We start from the raw sequence: 15340 nt of genomic DNA on the forward strand, positions 1-15340 counted from the left end.
GGAGCCGCTATCCCTCTAGAATATTACCTAATATAAAGAACGGAATCATATCACATTTCGCCTGTCAGGTGCACCTCTCTCCACCACTTACTCGACTTATCGTAATCCTTAGATGATGAAGTGCGTTGAAGCGTTTATACTGAGCTGACATATCTTAGGAGTAAGTGTCGATGAGTGACCAATTTGAAGTCGAAAAACAAAACGTTGACCAACAAGAAATTGCAAAATTTGAAGCGGTTGCAAGTCGCTGGTGGGACCTTGAAGGGGAGTTCAAGCCTCTTCATCGTATCAATCCTCTGCGGTTAGGCTACATCACCCAACAGTGCCAAGGGTTATACGGAAAGAAAATATTAGATGTCGGGTGCGGTGGCGGAATTTTAGCCGAGAGCATGGCTAAAGAAGGCGCTGAGGTGGTGGGGCTTGATATGGGGGCCGAACCGCTCGCCGTGGCAAGACTCCATGCTCTAGAAAGCCAAGTGACTATCAATTATGTTCAACAGACGGTTGAAGCCCACGCTGAAATGTACGCCGGTCAATACGATGTGGTCACCTGTATGGAGATGCTCGAACACGTTCCTGACCCACGCTCAGTGGTACTCGCTTGTGCTCGACTGGTAAAACCTGGCGGTGAGGTATTTTTCTCGACCATTAACCGTAACCCTAAAGCCTGGCTAATGGCTATTTTTGGGGCGGAGTACGTGTTGCGAATGGTACCAAAGGGAACACATGACATTAAAAAATGTATTCGTCCTTCGGAGCTATTAGGATGGGTAGACGAAACACCGTTGAAAGAGCGCGATATGACCGGTTTACATTACAACCCCTTCACTAATCGTTTTTCTTTAGGGGGGAATGTCGACGTCAACTATATGATCCATACGCACTATCCTCGCCCAGTCTAAATCCCCCACCCTTCCTTTACGAGGAAGGGAATTTGCAGCACGAATAATCAATTTGACCGAATTCTCATCATACGACATGACGATGAAAAAAAAGCCTGATTTTATTGACAAGGCGTCCCCCCTTTTCCCATGCGGTTTTCGGAAAAAACAAGAGATTCTTAGCATAATTTTATGCTTGTATAGTCGTTATTTCTCACTACAATAAAACACCATATTGTTACCTCATTAGCAGCAAGACACTACATGTAGTGTTTATCCACAGTCTTATTCACACTAATACGACTGTGCATAACTCTGTTAATAGGTAGCCCCCTAAGACTTCCGTAACAATAGGAAACTGCCGCATGAATCAGAGTCTGCTCGTGACTAAACGCAATGGCCAGCAAGAGCGTATCAATTTGGATAAGATACACCGAGTACTTGATTGGGCTGCTGAGGGATTAAATAATGTCTCCGTTTCACAAGTTGAACTACGCTCACATATCCAATTTTATGATGGCATTAAGACTTCTGATATTCATGAAACCATAATCAAAGCGGCAGCGGATCTGATTTCCCGTGATGCGCCGGACTATCAATACCTCGCTGCACGCCTCGCGATTTTCCACCTACGTAAAAAAGCCTACGGTCAGTTTGAACCGCCTATGTTAATCGACCATGTCAAAAAAATGGTTGAACTGGGTAAATACGATGCCCACCTGCTGACTGACTACACGGAAGAAGAGTTTGCTGAACTCGATAGCTATATCGACCACTGGCGCGATATGAACTTCTCTTATGCCGCGGTGAAGCAGCTTGAAGGGAAATATTTAGTTCAAAACCGCGTCACGGGTGATATCTATGAGAGTGCCCAGTTTTTATATATTCTTGTGGCAGCTTGCCTGTTCTCTGCTTATCCTAAAGAAACTCGCCTCGACTATATCCGTCGTTTTTATGATGCGGTCTCAACGTTTAAAATTTCACTCCCAACGCCAATCATGGCCGGGGTGCGTACGCCTACTCGCCAGTTCAGCTCTTGCGTGCTGATCGAATGTGGCGATAGCTTAGACTCTATCAACGCGACCTCGAGTGCTATCGTTAAATATGTCTCGCAACGTGCAGGTATCGGCATTAATGCTGGACGAATTCGTGCGTTAGGCAGTCAAATCCGTGGGGGAGAAGCTTTCCATACAGGTTGTATTCCTTTTTATAAACATTTCCAAACTGCGGTAAAATCTTGCTCTCAAGGTGGGGTCCGTGGGGGTGCAGCGACATTGTTCTACCCAATGTGGCACTTGGAAATTGAAAGCTTATTAGTGCTGAAAAATAACCGTGGTGTCGAAGGTAACCGTGTCCGTCACTTAGATTACGGCGTACAGATCAATAAACTGATGTATCAACGTCTGGTGAAAGGCGGTGATATCTCGCTGTTTAGCCCATCGGATGTCCCAGGATTATACGATGCCTTCTTCGCCGATCAAACTGAATTCGAGCGTCTTTATACCCAGTATGAAGCGGATGACTCCATCCGTAAGCAGAAAATTAAAGCCGTAGACCTCTTTGCATTAATGATGCAAGAGCGTGCGTCAACCGGACGTATCTATATTCAAAACGTTGACCACTGCAATACCCACAGCCCGTTTGATCCAGCCGTTGCGCCAGTGCGCCAATCTAACCTATGTTTAGAAATCGCTCTGCCGACCAAACCGTTAAATGATATCAATGATGAAAGTGGTGAGATTGCGCTCTGTACCCTCTCTGCATTCAACTTGGGTGCTATCAACGATCTGGGCGAATTAGAAGAGTTAGCGAACCTCGCCGTGCGTGCGCTGGATGCCCTACTTGATTACCAAGATTATCCTCTAATTGCCGCAGAACGCGGTGCCATGGGTCGTCGTACACTGGGTATAGGGGTAATCAACTTTGCTTACTACTTAGCGAAAAACGGCAAGCGCTATTCCGATGGCTCTGCTAATAATCTGACGCACCAAACCTTTGAAGCGATTCAATATTACTTATTGAAAGCGTCGAACCAATTGGCGAAGGAAGCGGGAGCTTGCCCATGGTTCAACGATACTACCTATGCTGCAGGTATCTTACCGATTGATACCTACAAGAAAGACTTAGATGCGATCAGCAATGAGCCCCTGCATCTAGATTGGGAAACCCTGCGCCAAGAGATCAAAACCCATGGCTTACGCAACTCAACGCTTTCGGCCTTAATGCCATCAGAAACCTCATCACAGATTTCTAACGCCACCAATGGTATTGAACCGCCGCGCGGCTATGTCAGCATTAAAGCCTCTAAAGATGGTATTTTACGCCAAGTCGTTCCTGAGTATGAACGCTTGCAAGAACAGTATGAGCTACTGTGGGAAATGCCTTCCAATGACGGCTATTTGCAGTTAGTGGGGATCATGCAGAAGTTTGTGGACCAAGCGATCTCGTCGAACACGAACTACGATCCGACGCGTTACACTGGCGGAAAAGTCCCGATGCAGCAGCTACTCAAAGATCTACTGACGGCGTACAAATTTGGCGTTAAAACGCTTTACTATCAAAACACGCGTGACGGTGCTGAAGACTCCCAAGAAGATCTGTTACCAGAAGCGGAAGACGATGGCTGTGCAGGCGGAGCATGTAAGATTTAATTACTGCCATGGCCAAGGTAAGCAGGTACCCCCTGCTTACCTTAATAATTTTCTTATTGCTAATGATTGGGATACCTCAATGGCTTACACCACTTTTTCTCAGAACAAAAACGATCAGCTTAAAGAGCCGATGTTCTTTGGCCAACCGGTCAACGTTGCTCGTTATGACCAACAAAAATATGAAATTTTTGAAAAACTGATTGAAAAGCAACTCTCCTTCTTTTGGCGCCCTGAAGAAGTCGATGTATCACGCGATCGGATCGATTTTCAAAAGCTTCCTGAACACGAACGTCATATCTTTTTAAGTAACTTAAAATACCAGACGTTATTAGATTCGATTCAAGGACGCAGCCCGAACGTTGCGCTGTTACCATTAATTTCCATCCCTGAACTGGAAACTTGGATTGAAACTTGGGCATTCTCCGAAACTATCCATTCACGCTCTTACACCCACATTATTCGTAATATCGTGAACGATCCGGCACTGGTATTTGATGATATCGTCACCAATGACCAAATCCTCCGTCGTGCTGAAGATATTTCTAAGTACTATGATGACCTGATCGAGATGACCAACTATTGGCATCTGTTTGGTGAAGGGGAACATCACGTCGCGGGGAAAACGGTCACCGTTTCGCTGCGCGAACTGAAGAAACAACTTTACCTCTGTCTAATGAGCGTCAATGCCCTAGAAGCGATTCGTTTCTACGTCAGTTTCGCCTGTTCGTTCGCTTTTGCCGAACGTGAATTGATGGAAGGGAATGCGAAAATTATCCGTCTGATCGCGCGTGACGAAGCCTTACACCTGACTGGCACCCAGCATATGCTGAATTTATTGCGTAGCGGTGAAGATGATCCGGAAATGAAGGCGATCGCGGCGGAGTGTGAACAAGAGTGTTTTGATCTGTTTAAAAAAGCTGCTGAGCAGGAAAAAGAGTGGGCCGAATACCTCTTCCGTGATGGTTCAATGATTGGTATGAACAAAGATATTCTATGCCAATATATTGAGTATATTACCAACATTCGTATGCACGCCGTCGGCCTAGAACTGCCGTTTAAAACTCGTTCAAACCCGATTCCTTGGATTAACTCGTGGTTAGTCTCCGATAATGTGCAGGTAGCTCCGCAAGAAGTTGAAGTCAGTTCCTATCTTGTTGGCCAGATCGACAGCGTTGTCGATACTAACGGTTTCAACGACTTCGAACTGTAATCATGGCGAATAAACCCGCGCGCATAATACTCAGTCATTCTGGGAAGATGGTGGAGCCGGAGCTTCACCACTCCAGCTTGTTACAAACCTTAGAGCACCACCAGCTCGAGGTCGAGTATCAGTGTCGCGAAGGCTACTGTGGCTCATGCCGAGTGAAATTATGTAAGGGCCAGGTTTGCTATGCGAAACAACCCTTAGCCTTCATTCAGCAGGGGGAGATCCTACCCTGCTGTTGCCTACCCGATGGCGATATTGAGATTGAGCTGTAGAGTACCGTACACCGACTGACTAGACTATAGGCTCCAAGCCTTGGTAGATAATGGTGACGGTCTGTCCTGACAACCATCGATGCAATAAATACATCGCCTGCAATACAACCACCTCCTGGAGTCGTTGCTGTGTTGCCAACAGTGCTTCTGAAATGACCACTTTAAAGGAGTAAGTTTGATGTGGCGTGACCAAAACAAAACCCAAGTATTGACTGTCTATCAACGGGCTTACTGCTAAAAAAAGTGTTTGCGGCGACGGCTTAACCGGTAATTGCGCCGTCCAAGTCTCGAAGTCGTCATTTTCATGGCTCCCACTAATCAGCGTATCGCAGAGGGATACTTGGCCATTAGCCAAAGTCCAGTTAAGCAATCCTGCTGTAATCCCTTCACACAATTGTAAAGAGTAGTGCTGCTCGGTGAGTAACGAGGCGATGCCCGCAGCAACCCCCCCCTTCCCTTCAAATAGTAGAAAATCATTCACTCTCGCCTTGATAACTTGCCAACAGGCTTCCATTTCGGCGTGTTGAGTCTGGTAACCGCTAAGTTTTATTTCCACGATAGGGGCTGCTGCACGATAGCCCAACGTTACGCCGACGGGCAAGCTTATGTCCGCAAGCTGCGCGGCAATAAAACTTTCGCCACGACCAAAGGTCGTTAAGCGCAAACAGAGCAGTTTATCGGGAGTGGGAAAATAATGTTGTAGTCGTGGTAGTACCTGTTCAGTAATCATCAACTGAAATTCAGTGGGGGGGCCAGGGGTAAAAAAAATCTGGCAATTATTAAGCTCAAGACGAAAACCACAGGCTGTGCCATTACCATTTGGCAGCATTTCCGCTGTGTCAGGGATATCTGCTTGTTTAAGATTGATGGCAGCCATTTCTCTTCCCCGCCGGGTGAAAAAAGCGTTGAGCTGTAGCAGCCACTCATCGTTTCGTACTAGCCTGACCCCTGCCGCCTGAGCCGCCGCTTGGGCAGTAAAGTCATCGCTCGTAGGCCCTAACCCACCATTAACAATCAGAACATCCGCCACTTGACTACGTTGCTGCAGTGTTTCCACTAAAGTTGGCAGGGAATCGCCTGAAGTCGTGCGGAAGGTCAAAGCATAACCGGCTTCATAAAAGGTGGAAGCTAACCAAACGGCATTGGTGTCGACGATTTCACCATGAAGCACTTCATCGCCAGTAGATAACATTTCGACCTTCACTAATACGACCTCGCATTAACTAACGTTTAGCAGAAACAATACCGCAAATCATCCCAGCTGCCCATCCCAATGCGAGCGTCCGCCACGGGCATTCGGTCACAAATTGATTCACTCTGCGGACCTTACGGCTGCTTCTCGCCAAAATGCTCTCTTTACTGGCCTCCAGCGACTCACGGGCTTGGTCGAGAGCTTGCTCGGCCTTGGCTTTCAATCCAAGATAATAGGTGTCCGTCAGATCGACTTCCGCCGCCAGTAACGCTTCAACACTCTCTGCCAGTGCAGACAATTGCTGCTGTAGTTGCTCCTGCTGATTTTACTTAGACATACGCTCTCCTAGTACAGTCAAAGTAGATTGATAACGTTGGGCATAATGCACGCTTGTAACTTATTAGTGCTACGCTTTATTAATCTTAGCATACGCTGCTTATCCCTTAATTTTGTGCAAGAATATCTTCGGACAAGATTACTCTTAAAAGCAGTAGTAAAACGAATTTTAGGCACGCTATAGTATCTGAAAGTTATCCATCGCGGAGGAGAGCTTCCTCCATTCTTCCATAGTTCTAAGGGAATGTTTTCGGCATGAATCGTAGAAAGTTTGTTAAAGCCTCAGTCGCGTTATCCACCCTAGGTGGCCTTTCTGGGATCTCAGGATTGTTATCAAATCAAGTGTGGGCAGCGGACGGGATTGCCGATGGCACTGCAAAAAAATTCAGTTTCGATAAATTAAAATCCCATGCCAAACAGATGGCCAGCACACCTTGGTCCGGCATGCCAGGCGCACTGCCTGCAACCTTAGCCAACCTTACTCCGCAGGCTTATAACACTATCCAATACGATGCAAAGCACTCCTTGTGGGCTAACGTGCCGCATCGCAAGTTAGATGTTCAATTTTTCCATGTCGGAATGGGTTTTAAACGTCCGATAAGAATGTTCTCTATCGATACCGCTAGCCAAGATGCGCGAGAGATCCATTTCCGACCTGAACTGTTCAATTATCATGATGCCAATGTAGACGTAAAACAGCTACAAGGAAAAACTGACCTTGGCTTTGCCGGTTTCCGTGCCTTTAAGGCCCCAGAACTGGCACGTCGCGATATCGTCGCTTTCTTAGGTGCCAGCTACTTTCGTGCCGTAGATGATACGTTCCAGTATGGATTATCGGCGCGAGGCGTTGCCGTTAACACCCTCACCCAGCATGAAGAATTTCCTGATTTCACCGCGTTTTGGTTCGAAACACCGAAAGCCGATGCCACCACTTTCGTGGTCTACGCCTTACTGGATGGCGCAAGCCTGACCGGTGCGTATAAATTCACTATTTCCTGTGAAGACAAACGTACGGTGATGAATATCGAAAACAGTCTTTACGCGCGTAAAAATATCGAACAACTGGGTATCGCCCCCATGACCAGTATGTTCAGCTGCGGCACCAACGAGCGTAGAATGTGTAATACCTATCATCCGCAAATCCACGATTCTGACCGCCTAGCGATGTGGACGGGGAAAGGTGAATGGATATGCCGTCCGCTTAATAACCCCCGTCAGTTATCTTTCAATGACTTTACCGATGAAAACCCGAAAGGCTTTGGTTTGTTGCAACTCAATCATGACTTTAATGATTATCAAGATGTCATCGGCTGGTACGATAAACGTCCAAGCCTATGGGTTGAACCTGTCGGAAATTGGGGTAAAGGTGCCATTAATCTGATGGAGATCCCGACAACGGGCGAAACACTCGATAACGTTGTCTGTTTCTGGCAACCTGCAGCGGCGATTAACGCGGGTAGCGAAGTGAATTTTGCGTATAACTTGTATTGGAGTGCCTTGCCACCGGTAGAGAGCAAGTTATCACGGGTTGTCTCTACGCGTACCGGTATGGGTGGATTCCCAGAAGGCTGGGCACCTGGCGAACATTTCCCAGATACTTGGTGCCGCCGCTTTGCTATCGACTTTACAGGCGCCGAGTTGAAAGAGGCTGCACCAAAAGGGATTGAACCGGTGATTACCGTCTCATCAGGGACGTTCAAACAGGTTGAGATCCTTTATGTGGAGCCGACTAATACCTATCGTATTCTGTTTGATTGGTATCCCAACAGCGATAGCACAACGCCGGTGAATATGCGTATGTTCCTGCGCACTAAGGATCAAACGCTCTCTGAAACCTGGTTATATCAATATTTCCCACCGGCGGCCGATCAGCGTAAATACGTTGATGACCGTAAGATGACTGCTGGAAATTAATCCTCTTCCCCGAGTCGCTTAATCGGCGATTCGGGGAATACCACTGACCTCACGGCCCCTGCTGTTAGACCTTCGCTATCCACAAGAATTTGTTATAGTAAAATTGTGCAAGCTTCGAAATCATCACCTATCATTATTTTATTCTCGCTTAATTCTTAACATAAAAAAGGAAATCGCTATGCGCAAGGCTAGTTTATTAATTATTGGAATGTTAGTGAGTGGTACCGCGATGGCAAATATGGCTGCTGGCCAATCGGAAGGTGAGCAAATTGCCGGAGTTTGTACCCATATCAAACTGAATACACACCCTATCGCTGAAAGTGATGCCAACACCATGAATGTTGGCAATGAAGTACGTTTAGCCTTTAACCATGTACTGAAAAAGAATCCGCAATTAGCACAAAATCCGACTGACGCAAAAGTCGAACAATGCAAACAACTAGTGGGCCAATCTTTGCATCATCTCAAAAACAAATCCATTTAACCTCTAGATATAAACAACAGTCCGGCACAATGGACTGTTGTTTTTTTCATATCTTCTATTTCCAGCAAAAGCAGAGGCCCTAAACGCTGTTAAGGAGTACGAATATCCAGTCCCGCCCGTGGCCCACTCTGCTGCAGGATATACCTGCCCTTCTCTTTATTAAAAACGTGCTCTTGTTGTGGAGGCCTTACCGTAGGAGTAATGGAAAACTCGGAAGCTTCGCTGCGGACAGCGTTCTCTAGCGCATAACATCGCTCATTATCGATGCGAGATCCTCGATGGTTCAATTCTGAATAAATTTTCAGTATTGAGGGGCCATCGTCCTTGTAAGTACCCAAGCCACGACATAGCTCATCATTCGTCCACGTTAACAATTTTTTCTCGTTAATCGGAGGAGGCGTTACACAACTGGTGACCGCGACAATCCCTAGTGGAAAAAACAATTTTATCACTTTCATATTTCATCCTTGATAAATAAAGAGTGGGTCAGTCATTGTCGGGAGACAACGCTGAGTCACAGGAGAAGAATAAGTTAACGCAGATCATTGCTGATAGTATAGGGGAGAAAACGTGCACCTACTGAGCTATATCGCCTTTCGGTGCAAAACAGACTTTGCCAGTCCTTACAGCAAGGGCTGTGCTAACTGTACTAATGCTATGATCGGTTGCGGATAGAAGCCTGCCAAAATAATGACTAAAGCCGAGAGCAGAACCACAATACCACCCGCGGTGTAGGCCCAATTATTGTTGGTATCACGACTACGCTGCTCAGGGCCTTTTAAGAACAGGCTGACCGTGACCCGTAAGTAGTAATAGAGGCCAATGGCACTCCCCACCACGACCGCAGCCGTTAACCACCAGAGCTGAGCCTGCACACCATTCGCTAACAGATAAAATTTACCGATAAAGCCGAAAGTCGAGGGGATCCCTGCTAAAGACAGCATCGAGACCGCCATCACACTGGCCAGCACTGGACGCTGCCAGAATAACCCACGATAAGAGTAGAGTGAGTCAGTATCGCTACCATTCGCAGGTGAAGACATTAAGCTAATCACACCAAAGGCAATCAAGCTACTGAACAGGTAGCCAATTAGATAAATCCCTGTTGCTTCCAAAGAGAGTTGGTGAGAGGGCGTAGCAATCAAGGCGATCAGTAAATACCCCAGATGCGCAATCGACGAGTAGCCCATTAACCGCTTGATATTGCTTTGTGATATCGCCATCAAGTTACCAACCAGCATTGACGCTAAGGCGATAACGATTAGCACTACACGAATCGACTCATTATCTGCCACCGGAATGGTTAAAAATAGACGAATGAGTACGGCAAAAATCCCAATTTTACTCGCCGTCGCGAGGAAGGCTGCAACCGGTGCCGGAGCGCCTTGGTAAACATCGGGAGTCCATAAGTGGAAAGGAACTAAGGATAATTTAAATCCAAGACCGGTGATCAATAGTCCAAAACCAGTAATCAATAACGGTTGTTCAACCATACCGTCAGTCAATGCTTTCGCTAATGCTGGGAACCCAAGACCGCCGCTTGCAGCATAGATAAGCGCAATACCGAACAACATAAATGAAGAGGCTGCCGCAGACAGGATCATGTACTTAAGCGCCGCTTCCAACGAACGTTTTTGTTGGAAAGCATAACCGACTAAGCCAAATAGCGGGAGCGACAGCAGCTCTACACCAATAAACAGTGAAGCAAAGTGGTCCGCATAAGCCAAGACTATTCCACCAAGGCCCGCAATCAGAACTAAAAGATAAAATTCATCCTTGTGGTCCGTATAGTGCTCCAACCAACGGTAAGCAAAAGTACAGGTGGCAAGACTCGCTAAGATCACTAAGCCGCTATAGAAAAAGGCGTAATGATCGGCTCTCAATAAATCCGTCACCGTCGTGACAGATTGATGCGCAGGGATCCAGATGGAAAAAAGCGCAAGGTTAAGACCAATCACCGTCAGCGTAGCGTTTAGAAAATGATTTCGACGCCAAGCAATGGATAGCATCACTACTACCACAGTTAATCCAACGATTAACATCGGCAGCAGTGAGATCAATTGTTGAGAAGTTATTGTCATGGCGGATTACTGCCTTGTCATTGTAAGTGAAGCGTTAAACCAGTGCTGAATGGCACCCATGGTTGACGAAGAAGTATCAAGAATCGGTTGCGGGAAAATCCCCAGTAACACGACCAATACCACTAGGATCAGAATCATGGAGAATTCGCGTGCATTCATTGCCGCCAGCGGTGTCTCGGACTTAGGCGCACCGTAGTAGGCGCGCTGCATCATAATTAACGAGTAAACCGAGGCAAAAACCAAGCCAAAGGTCGCAATCACGATAATCACTGGCACCACTTGGAAACTCCCGGTCAAGATCATAAATTCACCGGCAAAGTTACCCGTTCCTGGCATACCGAGATTCGCCACGGCGAAGAACAGTGACATCGCGGGGATCCATTTAATACGCGCCCATAACCCGCCCATTTGACGCATATCACGGGTGTGTAGACGCTCATAAAGTTGGCCACAGAGAATGAACAGTGCTGCCGAAGACAGACCGTGCGCAATCATCTGAATGACGGCGCCTTGGTAAGCAAGTTGGCTGCCGGTAAAAATGGCGATAACCACAAAGCCCATATGAGAAATCGAGCTATAGGCAATCAGCCGCTTGATATCGGTTTGGGTGAAAGCCATCCATGCACCATAAAAGATGCCGATTAATCCCAGTCCCATGGCAATCGGCGCAAACTCTGCCGAGGCTTGCGGGAAGAGGGGTAGACTGAAACGCAACAAACCATAAGCTGCGGTTTTTAACAAAATACCGGCTAAATCGACTGAACCGGCAGTCGGTGCTTGGCTGTGTGCATCCGGTAACCATCCATGCAGCGGAACAATCGGCATTTTCACCGCAAACGCGATAAAGAAGCCCAGCATGAGTAAATACTGAACATTGTGCGACATCGGAGTGTTTAACAGTTGCTCATAAGCAAAGGTCCAGACACCTGTCGCCGAGTAATGCGTGAACACTAAACCGAGGATCGCTATCAGCATCACCAGACCCGATGCCTGGGTATAAATAAAGAACTTGGTGGCGGCCGAGATCCGCGTCTTCCCGTCAGACGCTTTATGTCCCCATAAGGCAATCAGGAAGTACATTGGCACCAGCATCAGTTCCCAGAAGAAGAAGAATAGGAACATATCCAGGGAGAGGAAGACCCCCATTACGCCACCTAAAATCCACATCAGATTTAGGTAGAAAAAGCCTTGGCGTTTTTGGATTTCTTGCCATGAACACAGTACTGCCATCAAACCGAGCAGTGCAGTGAGTACCACCATTAATAGCGATAAACCATCAATGGCGAGATGGAAAGTAATCCCGAAACGCGGGATCCAATCCGCGGTAAAGGAGGACTGCCAGTGATCGACGCCAGCAGTCTGAGTGAACGAAAACCCACCTTGCGACCAAAGTTGCAAAGCAAGTGCTAGCGTTAGCCCCATTGTGACAAGCGCAATCCAGCGCGGTACTTTAACGCCTAAGCGTTCAGCCAGCCAGCAGAGTAAGCCGCCAACGAAGGGGAGGATAATTAGCCAAGGTAGTAACACGGCGTAGAGTTCCCTTTTTTAGTGATTTTGAGTCTCATTGCTCAAAAAATTTACGCTTGGAGGTAAAGGCGATAAGTCGTTCGCCTTTACCTACGCACCCTAGATCACCAGCAGTAACGCTAGCACAACTACTGCACCGATACCCATTGACGCCAAGTACCAACGCACATAACCATTTTCACCAACCACTAATCCACGATTGAATAAACGGGAGAAAACGGCAAAGAGATTCATCAACGCATTAAGCGGATCGGATTTCAATAACCAGCCTATCGCTTTAAACGTCTTCACAAATAGCAGGTCGTAGAGCCAATCGAATCCCCATGCCGCAAACCACCACGTTGACAGGAAGCGTCCTGGTCCACTCGCGGCCACGGCATTCACTAAGCGACGTTTTCCTAACCACAATGCTGCCGCAATCAGAATACCGATAATGGCTACGCTGCCTGACACCATTTCCAGCATCTCTTTCCCTTCAGAGGAGAAGTGATTCTCTGGCAGTACCCCGGCCAACGGCGGCGTAATCATGGCTCCGACGAAGGTCGATAACACCAGCAGAACCAGCAGCGGTAGATGATGAGTAATGCCTTTTCCAGCGTGTGCCTTGATCTTCTCTTCGCCATGGAAAACGATAAAAATCATCCGGAAGGTATAGATTGAGGTTAAGAACGCCCCAACTAAGCCCGCAATCATTAATCCTTGATGACCATTCGCCATGGCACCAAACAGAATTTCGTCTTTACTGTAGAAACCAGCGGTGATGATCGGTAACGCTGACAGCGCCGAGCCGCCCACTAAGAAGCAGATATAGACCAATGGAATGGATTTACGTAATCCGCCCATTTTGAAAATATTCTGCTCATGGTGACAAGCCAAAATGACCGAACCTGAGGAGAGGAATAGCAATGCTTTAAAGAATGCGTGCGTCATTAGGTGGAAAATGGCGGCATCCCACGCTTGAACACCCAGTGCCAAAAACATATAACCGATTTGGCTCATGGTCGAGTAAGCCAATACCCGTTTAATATCAGTTTGTACCAGTGCCGCAAAACCCGCCAACACTAAGGTCACAGCACCAACGATCCCCACCAAATGAAGCACTTCAGGGGTCAGCAGGAACAAACCATGGGTACGAGCGATCAGATAAACCCCTGCGGTCACCATGGTTGCCGCATGGATCAGTGCGGAAACAGGCGTAGGGCCGGCCATTGCATCGGCTAACCAAGTTTGCAATGGAAGTTGCGCTGATTTACCGACTGCCCCCCCTAATAACATCAGGGTCGCCCACTGCAACATATGGTTATCCGCAGCGAAATGGTGCGGCGCGAGTTCGACCACTTCACGGAAGTTTAACGTTCCTAGCTCGTTATAAATGATAAACAAGGCGAAAGCTAAGAACACATCACCGACACGGGTAATGATAAAGGCTTTCATCGCCGCTTTACCGTTGTCAGGATTGGTATAGTAGAAACCAATTAACAGATAGGAGCATAGCCCTACCCCTTCCCAGCCTAGGTACATCAGCATCAAGTTATCGGCGAGAACCAGTACGACCATACTCGCAATAAACAAGTTGGTGTAAGCGAAGAAACGGGAGTACCCCTCTTCTCCGCGCATGTACCAGGAAGCGAACATATGGATGAAAAAGCCCACCCCAGTGACCACCGATAGCATAGTCATGGAAAGACCATCTAGGGTGAAGCGCACGGGAATGTTGAACGGTGGTACGCTCATCCAAGTCCACAGCGTTTGTTCAAATACGGCGCGCCCGTGAGCGAAGAAGTCCATCCCAACATAAAGCGTCGTTAACGCAGCCAGTCCAATCGAACCGATTCCCACTGTCGCAGAGAGATTTTCACTCCAACGGCCACGTGAGAAGGCCAATAATACGAAGCCAATTAAGGGAAAAAGGACGGTTAAATAGAGTAAGTTCATCCGCGCATCTCGCTCACTGAGTCAATGTTGAGTGTTTGACGGCGGCGATGGAGTTGGAGTAATAAGGCTAGGCCAATACTTGCTTCCGCCGCAGCTAAACTGATGGCCAAGATATACATCACTTGCCCATCCGCTTGTCCCCAATAGCTTCCCGCCACCACCAATGCTAAGGCTGCCGCATTGATCATGATCTCAAGTCCAATCAGCATAAACAGCAAATTGCGACGTAGAATAATTGAGGTAAACCCCATGACGAACAAAATCGCCGCGAGAATTAAGCCATGTTGTAACGGGATCATGAACGGTTCTCCTTCTCATTATCCGCCCGATCATCTTCGCGGTTAGCCAATACTTCACCACGACGCTCTTCGCGTCCCAAGTGATAGGCCACCACGACACCGGCCAGTAATAACATCGACGCTAATTCAACCGCCAAAACATAAGGACCGAATAAGCTGATACCCACTTCTTTTGCCGCAATCACCGTTCCATCGATACCTTGATCATTAACGGTAAGAATCGATCTGACGATGACCACTAACAGCAGCAGTGCGATAGCACCCGGTCCAATCCATAAAGAAGGTTTAAGCCATTCACGTTCCTGCTGAACAGTGCTTTTTCCTAGGTTTAGCATCATCACAACGAAGACAAAGAGCACCATAATCGCGCCAGCATAAACAATAATTTCTAATGCTCCGGCGAAGTAAGCCCCAAGAGAGAAGAACACGCCAGCAATAGCTAATAACGACACAATCAGATAAAGCAACGCATGAATCGGATTACTGTGTGTAATGACGCGTAGCGTTGCAAGAATGGCAATAATGCCGCAAAGATAAAACGCAAATTCCATGCCCGACTCC

Annotated in this window: 14 protein-coding genes; 6 read left to right on the plus strand and 8 right to left on the minus strand. The window is 47.3% G+C overall.

Annotated elements, in window-relative coordinates; all coding sequences use genetic code 11:
* The first annotated feature begins 170 nt into the window (after window positions 1-170).
* The 4 genes from ubiG (at window position 171) to yfaE (ending at window position 5011) form a co-directional block, all read left to right on the plus strand.
* Window positions 171-902, plus strand: coding sequence for a bifunctional 2-polyprenyl-6-hydroxyphenol methylase/3-demethylubiquinol 3-O-methyltransferase UbiG (gene ubiG / locus HH682_RS06225; protein ID WP_214236734.1), 732 nt, complete (start codon window positions 171-173; stop codon window positions 900-902).
* A 344-nt stretch (window positions 903-1246) separates the two neighbouring features.
* The gene (gene nrdA / locus HH682_RS06230) at window positions 1247-3532 is read left to right on the plus strand and encodes a class 1a ribonucleoside-diphosphate reductase subunit alpha (protein WP_214236735.1); all 2286 of its coding nucleotides are present in this window, start codon (window positions 1247-1249) and stop codon (window positions 3530-3532) included.
* 79 nt (window positions 3533-3611) lie between these two features.
* Window positions 3612-4742, plus strand: a complete 1131-nt coding sequence (gene nrdB, locus HH682_RS06235) for a class Ia ribonucleoside-diphosphate reductase subunit beta (protein WP_214236802.1) — start codon at window positions 3612-3614, stop codon at window positions 4740-4742.
* A gap of 2 nt (window positions 4743-4744) precedes the next feature.
* The gene (gene yfaE / locus HH682_RS06240; protein WP_214236736.1) at window positions 4745-5011 is read left to right on the plus strand and encodes a class I ribonucleotide reductase maintenance protein YfaE; all 267 of its coding nucleotides are present in this window, start codon (window positions 4745-4747) and stop codon (window positions 5009-5011) included.
* Between the two features lie 19 nt (window positions 5012-5030).
* Here the strand turns inward: yfaE and HH682_RS06245 are convergent, their stop codons facing one another.
* The gene (locus HH682_RS06245; protein WP_214236737.1) at window positions 5031-6203 is read right to left on the minus strand and encodes a CinA family nicotinamide mononucleotide deamidase-related protein; all 1173 of its coding nucleotides are present in this window, start codon (window positions 6201-6203) and stop codon (window positions 5031-5033) included.
* A gap of 31 nt (window positions 6204-6234) precedes the next feature.
* On the minus strand, window positions 6235-6501 hold the full coding sequence (locus HH682_RS06250; RefSeq protein WP_214236738.1) for a DUF883 domain-containing protein: 267 nt from the start codon (window positions 6499-6501) through the stop codon (window positions 6235-6237).
* Between the two features lie 293 nt (window positions 6502-6794).
* On the opposite strand from HH682_RS06250, the gene HH682_RS06255 reads away from it, so the two are divergent.
* Both HH682_RS06255 and HH682_RS06260 read left to right on the plus strand, forming a co-directional pair.
* Window positions 6795-8453 carry a glucan biosynthesis protein D gene (locus tag HH682_RS06255; RefSeq protein ID WP_214236739.1) on the plus strand — a complete coding sequence of 553 codons (1659 nt, stop codon included), beginning with the start codon at window positions 6795-6797 and terminating at the stop codon, window positions 8451-8453.
* A 178-nt stretch (window positions 8454-8631) separates the two neighbouring features.
* Window positions 8632-8937, plus strand: a complete 306-nt coding sequence (locus tag HH682_RS06260; protein WP_214236740.1) for a hypothetical protein — start codon at window positions 8632-8634, stop codon at window positions 8935-8937.
* A gap of 89 nt (window positions 8938-9026) precedes the next feature.
* On the opposite strand, the gene HH682_RS06265 is transcribed toward HH682_RS06260, so the two are convergent.
* From HH682_RS06265 to nuoJ, 6 genes are all read right to left on the minus strand, one after another.
* Entirely contained in the window at window positions 9027-9395 is a 369-nt protein-coding gene (locus tag HH682_RS06265; protein ID WP_214236741.1) for a hypothetical protein, read from the minus strand.
* A gap of 165 nt (window positions 9396-9560) precedes the next feature.
* Window positions 9561-11018: an NADH-quinone oxidoreductase subunit NuoN gene (nuoN, locus tag HH682_RS06270; RefSeq protein WP_214236742.1), complete on the minus strand. Its 1458-nt coding sequence runs from the start codon at window positions 11016-11018 to the stop codon at window positions 9561-9563.
* Window positions 11019-11024: 6 nt separating this feature from the next.
* On the minus strand, window positions 11025-12545 hold the full coding sequence (nuoM, locus tag HH682_RS06275) for an NADH-quinone oxidoreductase subunit M (protein WP_214236743.1): 1521 nt from the start codon (window positions 12543-12545) through the stop codon (window positions 11025-11027).
* Between the two features lie 99 nt (window positions 12546-12644).
* Window positions 12645-14480 (minus strand): NADH-quinone oxidoreductase subunit L, encoded by a 1836-nt coding sequence (nuoL, locus tag HH682_RS06280; RefSeq protein ID WP_214236744.1) that lies wholly within the window; start codon window positions 14478-14480, stop codon window positions 12645-12647.
* A complete protein-coding gene (gene nuoK / locus HH682_RS06285; protein WP_048912308.1) occupies window positions 14477-14779 on the minus strand; it encodes an NADH-quinone oxidoreductase subunit NuoK in 303 nt (100 codons plus the stop codon). Before nuoK ends, nuoL begins: the two co-directional genes overlap by 4 nt.
* On the minus strand, window positions 14776-15330 hold the full coding sequence (gene nuoJ / locus HH682_RS06290; RefSeq protein ID WP_214236745.1) for an NADH-quinone oxidoreductase subunit J: 555 nt from the start codon (window positions 15328-15330) through the stop codon (window positions 14776-14778). Before nuoJ ends, nuoK begins: the two co-directional genes overlap by 4 nt.
* Window positions 15331-15340: the final 10 nt, after the last annotated feature.

The sequence above is a fragment of the Rosenbergiella gaditana genome (genome assembly GCF_018494065.1).
Lineage (GTDB): Bacteria > Pseudomonadota > Gammaproteobacteria > Enterobacterales > Enterobacteriaceae > Rosenbergiella > Rosenbergiella gaditana.

Coding starts and splice junctions, on each gene's coding strand:
- yfaE (WP_214236736.1), top strand. CDS start 4,745: ATGGCGAATAAACCCGCGCGCATAATACTCAGTCATTCTGGGAAGATG.
- HH682_RS06255 (WP_214236739.1), top strand. CDS start 6,795: ATGAATCGTAGAAAGTTTGTTAAAGCCTCAGTCGCGTTATCCACCCTA.
- HH682_RS06265 (WP_214236741.1), bottom strand. CDS start 9,395: ATGAAAGTGATAAAATTGTTTTTTCCACTAGGGATTGTCGCGGTCACC.
- nuoN (WP_214236742.1), bottom strand. CDS start 11,018: ATGACAATAACTTCTCAACAATTGATCTCACTGCTGCCGATGTTAATC.
- nrdA (WP_214236735.1), top strand. CDS start 1,247: ATGAATCAGAGTCTGCTCGTGACTAAACGCAATGGCCAGCAAGAGCGT.
- nuoJ (WP_214236745.1), bottom strand. CDS start 15,330: ATGGAATTTGCGTTTTATCTTTGCGGCATTATTGCCATTCTTGCAACG.
- HH682_RS06245 (WP_214236737.1), bottom strand. CDS start 6,203: ATGTTATCTACTGGCGATGAAGTGCTTCATGGTGAAATCGTCGACACC.
- nuoK (WP_048912308.1), bottom strand. CDS start 14,779: ATGATCCCGTTACAACATGGCTTAATTCTCGCGGCGATTTTGTTCGTC.
- HH682_RS06260 (WP_214236740.1), top strand. CDS start 8,632: ATGCGCAAGGCTAGTTTATTAATTATTGGAATGTTAGTGAGTGGTACC.
- nrdB (WP_214236802.1), top strand. CDS start 3,612: ATGGCTTACACCACTTTTTCTCAGAACAAAAACGATCAGCTTAAAGAG.
- nuoL (WP_214236744.1), bottom strand. CDS start 14,480: ATGAACTTACTCTATTTAACCGTCCTTTTTCCCTTAATTGGCTTCGTA.
- ubiG (WP_214236734.1), top strand. CDS start 171: ATGAGTGACCAATTTGAAGTCGAAAAACAAAACGTTGACCAACAAGAA.